The 15,898-nt window shown below is 64.4% G+C and carries 16 protein-coding genes and 1 pseudogene; 9 read left to right on the top strand and 8 right to left on the bottom strand.

The features are described 5' to 3' along the window. Positions 1–2: 2 nt before the first annotated feature. Both AB0T83_RS12785 and AB0T83_RS12780 read right to left on the bottom strand, forming a co-directional pair. Positions 3–1,202 carry a UxaA family hydrolase gene (locus tag AB0T83_RS12785; RefSeq protein ID WP_366193526.1) on the bottom strand — a complete coding sequence of 400 codons (1,200 nt, stop codon included), beginning with the start codon at positions 1,200–1,202 and terminating at the stop codon, positions 3–5. Beyond that, entirely contained in the window at positions 1,199–1,513 is a 315-nt protein-coding gene (locus AB0T83_RS12780; protein WP_366193525.1) for a UxaA family hydrolase, read from the bottom strand. The genes AB0T83_RS12785 and AB0T83_RS12780 overlap by 4 nt, the downstream gene beginning before the upstream one ends. Positions 1,514–1,651: 138 nt before the next feature. On the opposite strand from AB0T83_RS12780, the gene AB0T83_RS12775 reads away from it, so the two are divergent. The 7 genes from AB0T83_RS12775 to AB0T83_RS12745 all read left to right on the top strand — a co-directional run bounded on the left by AB0T83_RS12775 (position 1,652) and on the right by AB0T83_RS12745 (position 7,870). Then, positions 1,652–2,416 carry an ATP-binding cassette domain-containing protein gene (locus tag AB0T83_RS12775; RefSeq protein ID WP_366193524.1) on the top strand — a complete coding sequence of 255 codons (765 nt, stop codon included), beginning with the start codon at positions 1,652–1,654 and terminating at the stop codon, positions 2,414–2,416. Position 2,417: 1 nt separating this feature from the next. Beyond that, complete coding sequence (locus AB0T83_RS12770; protein ID WP_366193523.1) at positions 2,418–3,407, top strand: ABC transporter permease; 990 nt, start codon at positions 2,418–2,420, stop codon at positions 3,405–3,407. Positions 3,408–3,467: 60 nt separating this feature from the next. Further along, entirely contained in the window at positions 3,468–4,379 is a 912-nt protein-coding gene (locus AB0T83_RS12765; protein ID WP_366193522.1) for a sugar ABC transporter substrate-binding protein, read from the top strand. A gap of 57 nt (positions 4,380–4,436) precedes the next feature. Then, the gene (locus AB0T83_RS12760) at positions 4,437–5,465 is read left to right on the top strand and encodes a zinc-binding alcohol dehydrogenase family protein (protein WP_366193521.1); all 1,029 of its coding nucleotides are present in this window, start codon (positions 4,437–4,439) and stop codon (positions 5,463–5,465) included. Next, positions 5,465–6,241 carry an SDR family NAD(P)-dependent oxidoreductase gene (locus AB0T83_RS12755; protein ID WP_366193520.1) on the top strand — a complete coding sequence of 259 codons (777 nt, stop codon included), beginning with the start codon at positions 5,465–5,467 and terminating at the stop codon, positions 6,239–6,241. The genes AB0T83_RS12760 and AB0T83_RS12755 overlap by 1 nt, the downstream gene beginning before the upstream one ends. 3 nt (positions 6,242–6,244) lie before the next feature. After that, positions 6,245–6,910 (top strand): RraA family protein, encoded by a 666-nt coding sequence (locus AB0T83_RS12750; RefSeq protein ID WP_366193519.1) that lies wholly within the window; start codon positions 6,245–6,247, stop codon positions 6,908–6,910. A gap of 66 nt (positions 6,911–6,976) precedes the next feature. Further along, on the top strand, positions 6,977–7,870 hold the full coding sequence (locus tag AB0T83_RS12745; RefSeq protein WP_366193518.1) for a GntR family transcriptional regulator: 894 nt from the start codon (positions 6,977–6,979) through the stop codon (positions 7,868–7,870). A gap of 12 nt (positions 7,871–7,882) precedes the next feature. Here AB0T83_RS12745 and AB0T83_RS12740 read toward each other — a convergent pair whose 3' ends face one another. The 5 genes from AB0T83_RS12740 to AB0T83_RS12720 form a co-directional block, all read right to left on the bottom strand. Then, the gene (locus AB0T83_RS12740; protein WP_366193517.1) at positions 7,883–8,260 is read right to left on the bottom strand and encodes an SUMF1/EgtB/PvdO family nonheme iron enzyme; all 378 of its coding nucleotides are present in this window, start codon (positions 8,258–8,260) and stop codon (positions 7,883–7,885) included. Positions 8,261–8,620: 360 nt separating this feature from the next. Next, positions 8,621–9,625 carry an ABC transporter permease gene (locus tag AB0T83_RS12735; RefSeq protein WP_366193516.1) on the bottom strand — a complete coding sequence of 335 codons (1,005 nt, stop codon included), beginning with the start codon at positions 9,623–9,625 and terminating at the stop codon, positions 8,621–8,623. A gap of 6 nt (positions 9,626–9,631) precedes the next feature. After that, on the bottom strand, positions 9,632–10,636 hold the full coding sequence (locus tag AB0T83_RS12730; RefSeq protein ID WP_366193515.1) for an ABC transporter permease: 1,005 nt from the start codon (positions 10,634–10,636) through the stop codon (positions 9,632–9,634). Beyond that, the gene (locus tag AB0T83_RS12725) at positions 10,633–12,168 is read right to left on the bottom strand and encodes a sugar ABC transporter ATP-binding protein (RefSeq protein ID WP_366193514.1); all 1,536 of its coding nucleotides are present in this window, start codon (positions 12,166–12,168) and stop codon (positions 10,633–10,635) included. Before AB0T83_RS12725 ends, AB0T83_RS12730 begins: the two co-directional genes overlap by 4 nt. Before the next feature lie 60 nt (positions 12,169–12,228). After that, positions 12,229–13,203, bottom strand: a complete 975-nt coding sequence (locus AB0T83_RS12720) for an ABC transporter substrate-binding protein (protein WP_366193512.1) — start codon at positions 13,201–13,203, stop codon at positions 12,229–12,231. Positions 13,204–13,458: 255 nt separating this feature from the next. Here AB0T83_RS12720 and AB0T83_RS12715 point away from each other — a divergent pair, with 255 nt between their 5' ends. Then, the gene (locus AB0T83_RS12715; RefSeq protein WP_366193511.1) at positions 13,459–14,475 is read left to right on the top strand and encodes a LacI family DNA-binding transcriptional regulator; all 1,017 of its coding nucleotides are present in this window, start codon (positions 13,459–13,461) and stop codon (positions 14,473–14,475) included. 206 nt (positions 14,476–14,681) lie between these two features. Then, entirely contained in the window at positions 14,682–14,930 is a 249-nt protein-coding gene (locus AB0T83_RS12710; RefSeq protein ID WP_366193510.1) for an integrase core domain-containing protein, read from the top strand. 222 nt (positions 14,931–15,152) lie between these two features. Here the strand turns inward: AB0T83_RS12710 and AB0T83_RS12705 are convergent. After that, positions 15,153–15,866: pseudogene (locus AB0T83_RS12705) on the bottom strand (Tn3 family transposase); the annotation flags it as partial. Positions 15,867–15,898 lie beyond the last annotated feature (32 nt).

Genomic DNA, 15,898 nt, shown 5'->3' with positions numbered 1-15,898 from the left:
CCTCAGACGTGGCAGCCCGGCTCGGGGCCGCTGGCTGTCTTGTAGGTCAAAACGAATTCGGTGTGGCCCAGCTCCTCGGACCGGGTCCGCCCCCCCTGTCCCAGCGCCACGATCTTGTCATGGATTTCGTCGCCCACCTCGTCCAGCGTCGCCTCGCCGCGCAGGATGCGCCCGGCGTTCACATCCATGTCGGCAGCCATGCGGTCGTAGGTCTCGGGGTTGGCGCAGACCTTGACCACAGGAGAGATCGCCGACCCCACCACGGAACCGCGCCCTGTTACGAAGATCACCGCATGGGCGCCGCAGGCGATCAACTCGATGATCTCGGCGGTGTCGTTGATGTTTGGAAAGCCGAATTTCGGCGCGCCCTCCGGCACCACGTCCAGCAGGTAGAGCCCGCCCCCCGGGGCCTGTTGCGCGGGTTTGATGATCCCGCAGATCGGGCTGGAGCCGGACTTGACATAGGCGCCCAGCGACTTTTCCTCGATGGTGGACAGCCCGCCCAGGGCATTGCCGTTCGAGAAAGACCCGTAACCCATCTGCGCATAGTAACGGGCGGCCTTCTCGACCGTGGCGACGATGTCGGGCCGCAGGGCGGGGTCGCTCACCCGGTCCGCCATGATGTGCTCGCAGCCGATCAACTCCCCGGTTTCCTCGAAGATGCAGGTCGCCCCCTCGGTGACGAAGCGATCGAAGGCGCGGCCTGCCGCCGGGTTGCCCGTCAGGCCGGACGTGGCGTCCGAGCCGCCACATATCGTCCCGATCACCAGCTCGGAAGCGTCCATCGCCACACGCGGCGCCTCCGGCAGTGCGTCCACCTGGTCCGCGACCCAGGTTCGGCCTGCCTCGATGGCGGCGGCAGTGCCGCCGGTGGACTGGATGGTGACGAGGTTCACTGGGCGACCCGAGGCGCGCACCGCCTCGGCCAGCTCCTGCTTGCGGAAATTCTCGCAGCCCAGCGACACGAGTTGCACCGCCCCGACATTCGGGTGGGTGCACAGGGCCTCCATCATCTCCTGGCCGTAGTCCGAGGGAAAGCAGCCGGAAAAGCCGATCACCTGCACGTCGCTTTCGTCGAAGGGCCGGGCGATCCTGGAGCAGACGTGGTGGGCGCATTCCACCAGGTAGGCGACCAGAACGACATTGCGGATGCCCTTGCGCCCGTCGGCGCGGGGCCAGCCGGTCAAGGTGGCGGCGGTCATGCGTTTGTCCCCTCAATATCCTCGATCACAGTGTAGCGGCTGGCCAGGTTGTGCAGGTGCACATGCTCGCCCGGGGCGATGTCGCGGGAGGCTCGGCCGATCGGCGCGCCGTATTTGGTGACATCCTCGCCTTCCGCGATCGCGGTCAGGGCCAGCTTGTGGCCAAGGCCCAGGTCCCTGGGCGCCACCAGCCGGGTGCCGCCGACCTTGATGGACTCGCCTTCGGTGATCGCGCGGATCGCAACCACCACGTTGTCCGCAGGGTGCAGGTGCAACAGCCCCCCTGCCACCATGCCGGTCTGGTCGCTCATGACCCTTTCCTCCAAATGTCCCCGGATACTGTGTTAAATGCATAAAAAACTATTGACAAGACGCTGATTGGTTCTTTATCGATTTAAGACAGTTATTGCCGGTGGAAGCCGGTTACCTTGCGGTTCGGGAGAGCAGGCATGACGACACATCCGGTTCTCGAGGCCCGCGGCATATCCAAACACTACGGCGGCATCGTCGCGCTCGACAACGTCGACCTGACCCTGCACGAGGGCGAGGTGCTGGCGGTGGTCGGCGACAACGGCGCCGGCAAGTCCACGCTGATCAAGGCCCTGACCGGCGCGATCCCCCGGACCAGCGGCACCATCCGTTTCGACGGGCAGGAGGCGCAGATCGACAGCCCCACCGACGCCAAGGCGGCCGGGATCGAGACGGTCTACCAGGACCTGGCACTGGTCAACGAGATCCCGATCACCCAAAACGTCTTTCTGGGGCGCGAGATTGTCCGCGACGACTGGCTGGGCCGGATCTTCGGCGTGCTGGATTTCAAGCGCATGGACCGCGAGATCCGCGATCTCTTTGCCAAGCTCGACATCCGCATCACCGACATCTACCGCGACGCCCAGGCCTTTTCCGGCGGCCAGCGGCAGGCGGTGGCTCTTTCCAAGACAGTGATGTTCGGCAAGCGGGTGGCCATTCTGGACGAGCCCACCGCCGCGCTCGGTGTGCGCGAAAGCCAGATGGCGATGGACCTTGTCCGCTCGCTCAAGGACCACGGCCTGTCGGTCATCATGATAACCCACAACATGCAGCACGTGCTGAACTACTGCGACAGGGTCATGGTCCTTCGGCTGGGCCGGCTGACGGCCGTGCGCCGCGTCGACGAAGTGGACGGCGACCGGCTGGTCGGCCTCATCACCGGCACCATCGAAGGGGACGCGTAGGATGGCTGACGCCCAGAACAGCTCGACCGCGGTGTCCAACCCGGGCTCCACCTCGCGCAGCCTCGACCGGCTGATGCACGAATTCATGCAGATCTGGCAGGTGCTGGCGGCGCTGGCGCTGATCTACCTCGTCTTCTTCGTCCTCTCCCCGCCCTTCCGCAGCCTCGACACGCTGTTGTCGATCTTCGGACAGGCCTCGATCCTCGCGGTGCTGGCCTGCGGGACGACCGTGGTGCTGATCTCGGGGGGGCTCGACCTGTCAGTGGGGTCGATCTTTGCGGTGGTCGGCGTCTGCGTCGGCATCCTCCTGGCCGAGATGGAACTGCCGGTCTGGCTGGCCGTCCTTGCCGGGCTGGGCATCGGCGCAGCGCTGGGGGCGCTGAACGGGATCGTGCAAGTGGCGACCGGCGTGCCCGCCTTCATCGTCACCTTGGGCGGGCTGACCGCTTACAAGGGGCTGGCCGAGATTCTCGCCAGCGGGCGGGACCTGTCGCGCTTTCCCGATGCATTTCAGGCGCTCGGCTCCGGCTACGTCGTGCCCATGGGCATCATGTTCACCGCCGCCCTGCTGACGGGCCTGTTCCTGACCCGCACCCGGCTCGGCATCCGGGCCTTCGCCATCGGCGGCAATCAGGAGGTCGCGCGGCTCGCTGGCGTGCCGGTCAAGCGCAGCCGCGTCTATTACTACATGCTCGGCGGTCTGCTGGCCGCGCTCGCGGCGATCATGGAAGTGGCCAAGCTGAACTTCGCAATGCCGGCCCGCGGGCAGAGTTACGAGCTTTTTGCCATCGCTGCGGTTGTCATCGGCGGCACCAGCCTCTTTGGCGGGCGCGGTGGCGTCGGCAAGACGCTGATCGGCATGCTCATCATGCAGACCATAACCGTGGGCCTGTCCTACCTCGGCGTCGGCACGTCCTACCAGCGCATCGCCATCGGCATCATCATCATCGCCGCCGTCTATTGGGACGTCTGGCGCAGATCCACGCGGTAGACCGCCGCGACGGAAGGCCCCCGCAAGACGGGGCGCAACCACCCAGGGAGGAGACCCGACATGACACTGACCAACCTCAAGAGCGCGCTGGCTGCCGGCGCGCTGACGCTGGCCTCCGGCACGGCCGTGATCGCGCAGGACCTGCGCATCGCCTACACCGGCTATTCCACCGACAACACGTTCTGGATCGGCGTCGCCGATGCCGCCGCCGCCGAGGCCGAGGCCCAGGGCGTCGAGTTCATCGACATGACCGCCTCGTCCCCCGATAGCGCGGCCCAGAGGGACGCGGTGGACCGCGCCATCGACATGGGAGTGGACGGTATCATCATCGGATCGGTCGACAACCGCGCCTTTGACGCCTCTCTCGATGCTGCCGCCGAAAAGGGCATCCCCGTGGTCGCCGTCGATACCGGCATCGACCACCCCCATGTCTCCAGTCTCGTGCAGACTGACAACCTCGCCGCCGCGGGGATCGCCGGCGACTACATCGTGGACCAGATCGAAGAGGGCAAGGTGCTGATCCTCGGTGGCTCCGCCGGCCACCAGACCGGCAATGCCCGCCGTGACGGGGTGCTGAACGCGGCCGAGGCCGCGGGCCATGAGGTCATCTTCCAGATCTGCGACTGGCAGGACGCCTGCGCCTTCGAGACCACCACCAACTTCCTGCAATCGGACCCGGGAATCACCGCCATCTTCTCGGCTTGGGATCCCGGCGCGCTGGCGGCCGTCTCCGCTGCCAAGGCCCTGGGCCGGCTGGATGACCTTGTGATCGTCGGCTTCGACGGCAACCCGGCCAACCTGGTGGCCATCGCCGAGGGCGAACAATCGGCCACCATCAAGCAGGACAACACCCGGATGGGCACCGAATCCGTCCAGAACCTGCTGGCCATCATCAACGGCGAAGAGGCGGAGGCCGTGGTGCCGATCGACGGCATCCTGATCACCGCCGACAATGTCGCCGACTACCAGTGACCTGACTCCGGCGGGCGCGCCAACCGCGCCCGCCTTAACGCCCCAGGGGACGCGCGCATGAAAAGCCTCGCCATCGACACGGTAGGCCACACAACTTTCCTCGACCGGCCCGCGCCGACTCCCGGCCCGGGAGAAGTGCTGGTCGACGTGCGCGTCGTCGGGCTCTGCGGCAGCGACCTCAGCACCTTCAACGGGGCCAACCCGCTGGTCGAGCTGCCCCGGGTGCCGGGCCACGAGATCGGCGGCGCGGTGCTGGAAACCGGCGCGGGCGTAGGTGGCGAGCTGCGTCCCGGCGCCCATGTCGTGGTCGTTCCCTATACCGCCTGCGGCACCTGCCCTGCCTGCCTGCGCGACCGCCCGAACGCCTGCCAGTTCAACCAGACCCTCGGCGTGCAGCGCGACGGCGGGCTGTGCGACAGGATCGTCGTGCCCGCCGACCGGCTGATCGTAAACGATCGCCTCGGTCTTCGGCAACTGGCCCTGGTCGAGCCTCTCTCCGTCGGCTTCCACGCCGTCGCCCGCGGCGAGGTCGAGGCCACCGATACCGTGCTCGTCCTCGGCGGCGGGATGATCGGCGTCGGCGCGGTGCTGGGCGCCCTCGCCCGCGGCGCCCGGGTCATCGTGAGCGAGATCTCGGCGGCCAAGTCGGAGATTCTGCGCCAACTGGGCGCCACGGCGGTCCTCAACCCGTTGCAGGGGGATCTGGAGGCCAAACTGGAGGAATTGACCGGGGGCCGCGGCGCAGATGTCATCATCGAGGCAGCCGGCGTCGCCCAGACCTTCCGCCAGGCGGTGGACCTCGCGCCCTTTACCGGACGGATCGTCTACATCGGCTATACCAAGTCCGAGGTCGCCTACGAGACCAAGTTCTTCAACCTCAAGGAACTGGACATCCGGGGCTCGCGTAACGCCACCCGGGCCGACTTCGACGCGGTCATAGCCTACCTCGAACACCACCAGGACCTCGCCGACCTGCTGGTCACAAAGGTCTTTCCCTGGAACCGGGCGACCGAGGCCTTCGACCATTGGACCGCCAACCGGGACGAGACCTTCAAGATCATGATCGACTTCGGAAAGGACGACTGATGGCCAGCGACATCCTGCGACAGACCTACGGCCTGGAAGGCCGGACCGCACTCGTCACCGGCGGCGGCTCGGGCATCGGCAAGGCGATCGCAAGCTGCCTCGCCCAGAGCGGCGCAAAGGTCGTCATCGCCGGCCGGCGCGCCGATGTGCTCGAGGCGGCGGCGGCCGAGATCGGCCATGGCTGCGCCGCCGCGCCGCTGGACGTGACCGACATCGCCGGCCTGCCCGCCGCCGAAGCCGCCATTGCCGAACGGTTCGGCCCGATCGACCTGCTGGTCAACAACGCCGGAAACACGCTGAAAAAGCCCTTTGAAGACAGCGACATGTCCGACTTCGACCAGGTTTTCGACGTCCACGTGCGTGGCGCTCTGGAACTGACTCGCTGCATTATCAAGCGGCTGCTGGCCGAGGAGCGGCCCGGCACCGTCACCTTCATCTCCTCGATGACCGCCTATATCGGCCAGCCGCTGGTGCATGGCTACACGATTTCCAAGACCGCGATCGACGGAGCCATCCGCGGGCTGTCGGCGGAATTCGCGGCGCGCGGCATCCGCGTCAACGGCGTGGCCCCCGGCTGGATCGACACCGAGATCTTCCGCAAGGCGACGGACAGCGACCCGGCCCGCAAGCAGAAGATCATGAGCCGCATCCCGATGCAGTCGCTCGGCACGACCGAGGACATCGGCTGGGCCTGCGCCTTCCTTGCCGCGCCGGCCGCGAAATACATCAACGGCCAGGTCATCCTCGTCGATGGCGGCGGTGCGACGGGGTTCTGACCAATGTCCGATCTGTTCGGGTGCATCAGGCGCGACCTTTTCACCGCCGTCATCGGCGATGCGCTGGATGCGATGGGCTACCGCCAGCAGTTCCTGCCGCCCGGCCTCCTGCCGTTGGACCCCGGCACCCGGATCGTCGGGCGGGCCATGCCGGTGCTCGAGGCCCCCTACCCCGAAGGCTCCGGCCCTGGTCCGCTGGCGGACAAGCCTTTCGGAGTCATGTTCCAGGCACTGGACGACCTCAAGCCCGGCGAGATCTACATTGCCTCGGGAGCCGCACTGAACTTCGCGCTCTGGGACGGGTTGATGTCCACAAGGGCACGGCACCTTGACGCTGCCGGGGCCATTCTCGACGGCTATGTGCGCGACACCGCCGAAATCCGCGCTCTTGGCTTCCCGGTGTTCTCCCGCGGGGCCTATGCCCAGGACCAGGGTGTCCGGGGCAAGGTGCTCGATTTCCGCACCCCCATCACCATCGGCGTTGTGCAGATAAACGACGGCGACATGATCGTCGCCGACGACGAAGGGGTCCTGGTCGTTCCCCGGGCGGCCGAGCACGAGGCCATCGCCGCGGCCTTTGAAAGGGCCTCCACCGAAAACAAGGTGGCCGAGGCGATCTGCGGCGGCATGAGCAGTCAGAAAGCCTTTGCCACCTTCGGCGTGATGTAGGCGCGGCTCTGGACTTGGCAGAGGCAGGGCTGCGATAGTACGCGCCACGATTGCAAGGGGCCAGCCATGTCGCGTGACAGCAGCACGTTCAAGGAAAGCTACAACCAGGCCCTCGATCTGGTGCGGGACATTGGCGTCTCAGGCGCGCTGCCCACCGAAAGCGCGCTGTCCGAGGCGCTCTCGGTCTCGCGGACCACGGTGCGTGCCATCCTCGCCGGGCTAAACGATGCGGGGATCATCGCATGGGAGGGGCGCAGCAAGACGGTCCTCAGGGTGCCGAAAAAGGCCGATTTCTTCGGCGAGGCCGAGACCGCCTCGGCGACGGCAAAGGTCTCGTCGCAGTTCATGGAATACGTCCTGAACAGCGACCTCGCCCCGGGCAGCGCGCTGTACGAATCCGATCTCAAAAAGAGGTTCCACACCAGTTCCTCGGTGATCCGCGAGTTCATGATAAAGTTCTCACGCTTCGGCCTCATCACCAAGGAGCGCAACCATTCGTGGGTGCTGCGCGGTTTCACGCTCGACTTCGCCGAAGAGCTGTTCGAGGTGCGCGAGATGTTCGAATTGCGCGCCTTCGAGGCGGCGCTCCAGGCGGGCCCGGGGTCGCCGGCCCAGGCCGAGCTGATCGCCCTCGCCCCGCAGCACGAGGCAATTCTTGAGCGGATCGACGACGATTATCTGGTCTTCCCCCGCCTGGACGAACGCTTTCACAGGACACTGGTCGAGGCCTACGACAACCGCTTCATGACCGATTTCTTCGAGGCCGTGGCGATGGTCTTTCACTACCACTACCGCTGGAACCGGGGGGACGAGAAGGAACGCAACTTCGACGCGATCCACGAACACCTGCGCATCATTCGCGCGCTCGAGGCGGGCGATACGCAAGCCGCCGCAGATGCGTTTCGCGCCCACCTCGACAACGCCCGGCGCACGATGGTCGCTTCGGCACTGTGGGAGTGACGCCCGCCGCGCTCAGGCTGCGTAGACAAGCCTGAACCCCTGGTGCGAGGTCGAACTGTCCCGACTGGTCCCGGTCCGCGCGGCGATCCTGTAGCGGTAGTACCAGCTGGGATGGCAGAGGAACGATCCGCCCTTGCACTGCTTGTAGCTCTCCTTGCCCCATGGGAAACGCATGTCGCCGAGACCGCCCCGCGCGGCATGTTCCCATTCGGCCTCGGTCGGCAACCGGCCCCCGGCCCAGCGGGCAATTACCTGTGCGTCGTTCCAGGCCACACGCACGACCGGATGGTCGACCGGGGGCGCCTCGTCGCCTACTGGCCCCAGCGGTCTCGACCAACTGGCCCGCTCGATGACCCGACACCACGGGGTCGCGGCCAAGACCGCCTTCATGCTGATGCACAAGCTGCGGGAGGCGATGACCGCCGAGGCCCGAGGCCTCAGGCTTGCGAGAAGCGCCGCGCCGGCGCTTGAGACCCTTGCGGTCCCCACGCTGCCGCTCAACACCCAAACCCAACCGGAAGTTACCAGGGCAAACCGGCTTTGGTGGCGGGGGAGGGCCACGGTCATCGGGCAGGGCCGCGCGCCGCTACGTCGATCTCGCAGCCGACGGCGTTCTCTCCCCATGGACAGCAATCGAATGGGTGACCTGCCCCCCTGAAGCCTCATGGACAGGGCGCGTTTGCATGTCGCTTGGAGACGACGGTGGCAAAAGGATGCTTGGGGGGGGCCTTGCAGCCCAATACCCGGAGCTCATCCCGACGGGCTTCGTTGTATATCCGTGGCGCGCGAGACGCGGGATTGCAGGAGAATGACGACAAACAGGAACAACCCGCGCACGACCATTTGCCAGTAGGCCGAGATGGAAATCACCCCGCGCCCGTTCTCGAAGTTCAGGATGTTGAATACCAGCCCCAGCAACAATGCGCCCGCAACGGTGGCCGGAACAGAGCCAAGCCCGCCCGTGAGCAGCGTGCCGCCGACGACCACCGAGGCGATGGCGGACAGTTCCCACCCGACACCTTCCAGGGGTTGGCCGGCACCAAAGCCCGAGGCCAGGATCACCCCCGCAAGCCCCGCGCAGCCCCCCGACAGGATATAGACGAACGCCTTGGCGCGGTTGACCGGCAGGCCCATCATCCGGGTTGCGTCCTCGCCGCCGCCGATGGCTTCGACGGTGCGTCCGAGGGACGTCTTTTCCAGCACGATCCAGAGGATCCCGGCGAGGATCGCCACGGCGAGGATCGACCATGGAAGGATACCGCCCACCGACCCCATGCCGAATTTGGTGAAGTTGGACCCCCAGTCGACAGAGATCGTCTGCCGTCCTGAGATCACAAGCGCGCCGCCCTTTGCGCCCAGCATCGTGGCAAGGGTGGCGATGAACGGCGGGATGCGCATCGCGATGACGAAGAAGGCGTTGAGCCCGCCGATGGCCATTCCGGCCAGGATGCCGCCGGGAAGCGCCACCTGGATGCCATAGGGCGACAGATAGGCCACGCAAACCGAGCTGAAGGCCACCACCGAACCCACCGACAGGTCGATCCCGCCGGTCATGATGACGAAGCACATGCCAAGCGCGATGGCGATGAACATCGAGTTGTAGTTGAGGAACGAACTGATGTTGTAGGCGCCGCCGAAATTGTCATAGCGCAGCAATCCGAAGGCAATGACGACGACAAGCGCAATCCACACGCCCATGCTCTGGCCATTGCCCTGAATATAACGGCGCAGGTCGAAGGTGGTCTGGTCAAGCATGTCCGGTCACTCCTTGCGGCCCTGCTGCACATAGACAGCCAGGACGATGATGCCGGCCTTGGCGATCAGCGCGACCTCGTCGGCCACGCCGTTGGCCAGCAGGGTGTATTTCACCAGCTGGATGATTACAGCACCAAGGATGGCGCCGAAGATCGGCGCCTTGCCGCCCATCAGAAGCGTGCCGCCCACCACCGCCGCGGCGATGGCGTCAAGCTCCATCAGCACGCCGATCCGGGCGGCGTCCGAGGCGGAATTGATGGCCACGACGATCAGCCCGGCCAGGCCCGACAGTCCGGCCGAGATGACGTAGACGCCGATCTTGACCCGCCGCACCGGCGTGCCGGTCAGGCGTGCCGCCTTTTCGTTGCCGCCCACGGCCAGGATACGGCGGCCGTACATGGTGCGGTTGACCATCAACCAGGCGACGAGGGCGATGGCCACGACCAGCCAGCCCTGAAACGGCAACCCAAGGATCTTGCCGGTTCCGAGATAGGAAAATCCGGGATGGGTGAAGGTCTGAAGGTTGCCATTGGTCAGCACCTGCGCAATGCCGCGGCCCGAGATGAAGAAGATCAGCGTGGCAATGATCGGCTGCACCCCGAGATAGGCCACAAGCACGCCGTTGAAGAGGCCGCACAGCAAAGCCACGAGGATCGGCACCACGATGGCAGCCGTCAGCCCCAGCGTCGGATTGGCCTGCGCGAAATCACTGAGGAAAATCAACGGTGCCAGCGCGCCGGCGACAGCCATCACCGCCCCGACCGACAGGTCGATCCCGGCAGTGGCGATCACCAGCGTCATCCCGACGGCAACGATGGCAATGGTGGCCACCTGCGAGATATTCACGAACAGGGTTTGCATTTGCAGAAAGTTGGGGGTGATCGCGACATTGATCAGAAGAAGCACCACCAGCGCGACAAGGCCGCCGTTTCTGGACAGGAACTTAAGGTAGATCCCAGACAGCGCGGCCCGCGCGCGCTGCGCCGGCGGGGGTTGGATGCGGTCAGTCATGAGATGGCCCCTGCGTCCGCCCCGTCATGCGACTGGGCAATCGCACCGATCAGGCTTTCTTCCGTGATGCCCGGATTCTGCAATTCGGCAACCGACACGCCGTCCTGCAAGACGACAATCCTGTTGGCGCCTTCCACAAGCTCTTCGAATTCCGAGGAGATCAGCAGCACGCCGACGCCTTTCTCGACATACTTCTGGATGATGGACTGGATTTCGAATTTAGCCCCCACGTCGACGCCACGGGTCGGCTCATCAAGGATCAGAAGGTCCGGTTCCAGCGCCAGCCAGCGCGCCAGCAGTACCTTTTGCTGGTTGCCGCCCGAAAGCTCGCGGATGGGCTGTTCGATGTTGGCCAGCTTGATCCCCAGCGCCTTGACGAAATGATTGACGATCTCTTCCTCGCGGGCGCGGTCGATCGCGCCATTGCGCAGCAACCTGGGCAACAGGGCCAGGGTCATGTTCTCGCGCACCGACATTTCGGGCACGATCCCCTCTGCCTTGCGGTCTTCGGTCAGAAAGCCGATGCCGCTGCGGATGGCCTCTGCCGGATCCCGGAAACCGGCCGGGTTCGCGTGGGTGGCCACGACGCCCCCATGCAGCCGGTCCATGGCGAAAATGGCCCGCGCGGTTTCTGTCCGGCCCGAGCCGAGCAGCCCGCCCAGACCCACGATCTCGCCCTTGTGCACCAAAACCGATACGTCGCGCAGGTTGCGGCCGGTGTTCAGGTTCGACGCCTCCAGCAACACGTCACCGCGTACATGCGTTCCGCCCGCCAGATCGGTCATCCCGGCGGCGGCAATCTCTTCGGGGTCACGGCCAAGCATGTCGGCGATCAATCCAAGCTTGGTCGTTTCGGCGATCTTGCGCACGGCCACGCGCTGCCCGTCGCGCATGATCGTGGCGCGGTCGCAGATGTGGAACAACTCGTCCAGGAAATGGCTGACATATATGACGGACACGCCCCGCGCTTTCAGCCCGCGGACAACGCCGAACAGAGTCTTGACCTCGCTGTCGTCAAGCGAAGACGTCGGCTCGTCCATGATGACCAGCCGCGAGTTGAGCGAGACCGCGCGTGCAATCGCGGTAAGTTGCTGAACGGCGGTGGAGTAGGATCCAAGCGGCCGGGTCACGTCGATGTCGATGCCGAATTCGGAAAGGATCTCGCGGGTCCGCCTGTGCGCGGTCTTCCAGTCGATCAGGCCAAGCCGGGTTCGCGGTTCATAGCCAATGATGACATTCTCGGTCACCGAGCGAAGCGGCACAAGGCTCAGTTCCTGGTAGATCGTGGCAATGCCGTTGTCCTGCGCCTCGCGCGGCGATTGCGCGGCCCAGGGCTTGCCTTCGAATTCCATCTCACCTGAATCCTTGCGATAGACGCCGGTCAGGATCTTGATCATCGTGGATTTCCCGGCACCGTTCTGGCCGATGACGGCGTGAACTTCGCCGGGGGCAATCTCAAGGTCTGCGGAGGTGAGTGCTGCGACGCCCGCAAAGGACTTGTTGATGCCCTGCATTCTCAGGAGCGGTTGCATCAGGGGCCTTTCGCCAAGGTGCGTGGGGGCCACCCGAAGGCAGCCCCCGGCCGGTCAGGTTCAATAGGCTTCGTCGATGTGATCGGCGGCATTCTCGGCGGTGAAGATGCGGTCTTCGACCTTCACCCATGCCGGGATCTCTTCGCCTGCAGCGTATTTCTGCATCACCTCGCAGGCCAGCGGGCCGAAGAACGGCGAGGATTCCACCGTCACGCCCATCTTGCCGTCGATGATCGCCTGAAGCGCGTCGCGGGTGCCGTCGATGGACACGACCATCACGTCCTCGCCCGGCTTGCGGCCGGCCAGTTCCAGCGCCTGGATCGCGCCGATGGCCATTTCGTCGTTGTGGGCGTAGACGATATTCACGTCCGGATGCGCCTGCAGCAGTGTTTCCATGACCTGACGGCCCATGTCGCGGGCGAAATCGCCGGTCTGGCTGGCAACGATCTCGAACCGCGCGTCCTTGACGATGGTGTCGTCGAAGCCGGACTTGCGATCCCGCGCGGGCGAGGACCCGGTGGTGCCTTCAAGCTCCACGATGATGCCCTTGTCGCCGTCGAAATTCTCGATCACCCATTCCGCCACGCGCTGGCCCTGGTCGATGAAATCCGAGCCAAGGAACGAGACGTAATGGTTGCCGGCCTGCGCCACGTTCTGGTCCACCGAGCGGTCGACAAGGAAGGTGGGAATACCCGCGGCCTGGGCCTTCATGACGGCAGGGATAAGCGGTTTCTCTTCGCGCGGCGGCAGGAAGAGCACGTCGATACCCTGCGCGATCATCGAATCCACATCGGCAACCTGCTTGGCGGCAGAGCCTGTAGCGTCGGTCGCGATCAGATCCCAGCCGCAGGTTTCAGCGGTTTCTTCGAACGACTTGGTCTGGGCAATGCGCCAGGGGTTGTTGGACTCGGTCTGGGCAAATCCGACCTTGTAGCGGTCTTTCTTTTCGAGGGGCGGCGGCTCGGCGATGGCGGACATGGTTGTCAGTCCAAGGCCCAGGGCAATCGCCGTCCCCATCAGGATTCTGCGTTTCATGTGTATTCCTCCCATTTGATTTTGGCTTCGGCCCTCCCTTGCCGCGGACGGTTCCGCTCCCGGCACCCTGCCGGTCAAAGCCTGATGTCACTCAAGACCAATAGCACCAGCCAGTCAATAAATAATCTTTAGTCATATTGTTGACCTTTGCCATTCGGCAGGCAACTATCAGCAATTATGACGAACAAACCTTTCTCTGGATCGGACGCTCAACGGCGGAACTCTGGCAAGGGGGCTGCCAGGGGCCGGGTGACCATGCAGGACATCGCGCGCGTCGCAGAGTGTTCGCAATCGACCGTGTCCTTCGTCCTGAATGCGAACACCTCGGTAAAAATCTCGGACAAGACACGGAAGCGGGTGCTGGAGATCGCTAGGGATCTGGGCTACCGGCCGTCCGCGATGCAGGCGCTGCAGGACCGTTCCGGGGGCAGGGACGCGATTGCCTTCGTGATCGACAAGATGACGACAAGTCCGGAAGGGGTGGTGATGCTTGACGGGGTGCGCCAGGTCGCGCGCGCACGGGGTGCCCTGGTGTTGACGGCCGAGACAGATGGCGACGCGACGCTTGAAGAGCGGACGTTGACCATGTTCCGAGATCTTGGGGTGCAGGCCATCATCTACGCCTGCATTTTTACACGCGAAATCAAGATCCCCGATGCCGTTCGCGAAGCCCGGATGCCGGTGATCCTGATCAACTGCTATACCGCAGGAGGGGAGTTCCCTGCGGTCGTTCCAGGAGAGATCGCCGGCGGCCATCGCGCGACCAACGCCCTGCTGGCGGCGGGGCACCGGCGCATTGCAACGATCACCGGGGAAAGCTTCATGGAGGCCGCACAGGACCGTTTGCAAGGCTACCGGAACGCACTGGCAACCGCAGATATTCCCTTTTCGCCCGAGCTGGTCATTGCGGGCGACTGGTCCCCCAGTGCCGGATACCGCGGCACGCAGGAACTGATGGAACTGGACGTGCCGCCAACGGCGATCTTCTGCCAGAACGACCGGATGGCCGTGGGGTGCTACGAAGCGCTCAAGGAAATGGGTCTGCGCATTCCCGAAGATATCTCGGTTGTCGGTTTCGACGACGAAGAAATTACGCGCCACATGTCGCCGCCGCTGACTTCATTGATTCTACCAAGCCGGGCCATGGGCCGGTGGGCGGTCGAGCAGATTATCCGCGAGGGTGGGGAAACTGACGAACGCCAGGGCGCATTGGTCAAGTTGGAGTGTGCCCTTGTTTCAAGGGATTCCGTCGCCCGCCCGGCGCGTGGATGAAGATTTCCGGGACAGCCACGCCGCATGGCAAAGGTCTGGATCAGGCGTGTCGACAAGGCGGATTGCCAAGAACCGCACGGCACAAGGGGACATGTTCCGCAGGATGCCGGGTGTGATTGCCTTCGCGAAAACCAGGAGACGACCGCTCGCTGAATTGCGGGCGGGCTGACCGGCGTGACGGACAGCGCAGGTATCAGGACGCATCCGTGCCCCTTTTGGCAACGCGGCGTCCTCTTCTCGGTCAGTTCAACCCCCGCGCTGTCTGCTTGGTTCGGAGGCTTCCGTTCAATTTAAGGATCCGGACGGAATATCCTAACGCCCACTGTTACCTGTCGCTGTCCGACGCTTGGGAAAAGAGCGATGAATGGCTTAGATACGACAACGAAGAGAGACCGCACAGCACCATCGGGAACATACCTCCGGCAAGAGCAAATGCACCCATGTTACAGATCTGAACGCGGGGTTTCAGGGTCTCGGAGGACGGTCAGAGACAACGGATTCCAGCATCGGGGCCCCTGATCGGCCCCTCTGAGCATTGCTGCCCGGGAAAATCACGCCGTCCGGGCGTCGGGTTTTGGGCATCCCGTGCGCATCCAGGACCCGGCCTGCCCCGCATCCCGCGCCTGACCTGCCCAGACCCATCTGGGGTCAATTGCGGATAGGGGCGGAATCTTGCGCTAAGGAATTATTGAGGTGATTTTGGGCCACCTGTACTCGCCGGTGATCAGAATGTGCGCCCAACCGAGCAGCGAGACGTGTGAGAGCAGGTCCGCTTGGTCGTAGATATCGACCCGTCTGCGTTTAGCGATGATCTGACCGGGTTGCTTTGTGTTCCGGTAGATGATGATCGCCGCGAGGAGATTGAGCCCTGCTAGTCGGTCGTCTTGGGCACGACTGGAACGGTCTCGGATTTCACCTTGGCGACCGATGCGTAGGGCGTTTTTCAAAGCGTGGTGCGCTTCACCTTTGTTCAACCCGATCTGGGCACAGTGATCACGGATCAGTTTCTCGCGTACTTTTCCGCCGACCAGGCCGCGCGAGTTCTTGGGCGCGGCGGCAGAGTCGAATAGGAAGAGCCGCTTTGACGGCAAGTCACGGATACGTTGCACAAACTGGTAGCCGAGCAAGGATGTCAGAGCGAATGTGTGATCGGTGAAGCCGCCGGTATCGGCATATTGCTCTTTGATTTTCCTGCCCGCATCCGTGGTGAGCAACCCGTACAGGATGAACGGTGCTTCATTCACAGTTGCCGGGATTTTCTGGGACGCGCAGGGGCCAAACTGATCAGACACGTGGGTGTAGGCTTTGATACCCGGATCGCTGCCGTATTTTGCGTTGATCGGATTCATCGCCGCGCCGTGCCGCGTGGTTGGGAAGAATTGGCCGTCGCTGGGCCGCGCGGATGGCATCGGGCAAGGCCCTG

This window comes from Meridianimarinicoccus marinus (assembly GCF_040689105.1).
GTDB classification, from domain to species: Bacteria; Pseudomonadota; Alphaproteobacteria; order Rhodobacterales; family Rhodobacteraceae; genus Meridianimarinicoccus; species Meridianimarinicoccus marinus.
This window is presented reverse-complemented; position numbering and strand designations above follow the sequence as displayed.

Excerpts from the sequence above, each read along its gene's own strand:
- AB0T83_RS12745 (WP_366193518.1), top strand. The coding sequence starts at position 6,977 with ATGTCGCGTGACAGCAGCACGTTCAAGGAAAGCTACAACCAGGCCCTC.
- AB0T83_RS12735 (WP_366193516.1), bottom strand. The coding sequence starts at position 9,625 with ATGCTTGACCAGACCACCTTCGACCTGCGCCGTTATATTCAGGGCAAT.
- AB0T83_RS12720 (WP_366193512.1), bottom strand. The coding sequence starts at position 13,203 with ATGAAACGCAGAATCCTGATGGGGACGGCGATTGCCCTGGGCCTTGGA.
- AB0T83_RS12770 (WP_366193523.1), top strand. The coding sequence starts at position 2,418 with ATGGCTGACGCCCAGAACAGCTCGACCGCGGTGTCCAACCCGGGCTCC.
- AB0T83_RS12775 (WP_366193524.1), top strand. The coding sequence starts at position 1,652 with ATGACGACACATCCGGTTCTCGAGGCCCGCGGCATATCCAAACACTAC.
- AB0T83_RS12730 (WP_366193515.1), bottom strand. The coding sequence starts at position 10,636 with ATGACTGACCGCATCCAACCCCCGCCGGCGCAGCGCGCGCGGGCCGCG.
- AB0T83_RS12755 (WP_366193520.1), top strand. The coding sequence starts at position 5,465 with ATGGCCAGCGACATCCTGCGACAGACCTACGGCCTGGAAGGCCGGACC.
- AB0T83_RS12760 (WP_366193521.1), top strand. The coding sequence starts at position 4,437 with ATGAAAAGCCTCGCCATCGACACGGTAGGCCACACAACTTTCCTCGAC.
- AB0T83_RS12750 (WP_366193519.1), top strand. The coding sequence starts at position 6,245 with ATGTCCGATCTGTTCGGGTGCATCAGGCGCGACCTTTTCACCGCCGTC.
- AB0T83_RS12780 (WP_366193525.1), bottom strand. The coding sequence starts at position 1,513 with ATGAGCGACCAGACCGGCATGGTGGCAGGGGGGCTGTTGCACCTGCAC.
- AB0T83_RS12725 (WP_366193514.1), bottom strand. The coding sequence starts at position 12,168 with ATGCAACCGCTCCTGAGAATGCAGGGCATCAACAAGTCCTTTGCGGGC.
- AB0T83_RS12765 (WP_366193522.1), top strand. The coding sequence starts at position 3,468 with ATGACACTGACCAACCTCAAGAGCGCGCTGGCTGCCGGCGCGCTGACG.
- AB0T83_RS12715 (WP_366193511.1), top strand. The coding sequence starts at position 13,459 with ATGCAGGACATCGCGCGCGTCGCAGAGTGTTCGCAATCGACCGTGTCC.
- AB0T83_RS12785 (WP_366193526.1), bottom strand. The coding sequence starts at position 1,202 with ATGACCGCCGCCACCTTGACCGGCTGGCCCCGCGCCGACGGGCGCAAG.
- AB0T83_RS12740 (WP_366193517.1), bottom strand. The coding sequence starts at position 8,260 with ATGAAGGCGGTCTTGGCCGCGACCCCGTGGTGTCGGGTCATCGAGCGG.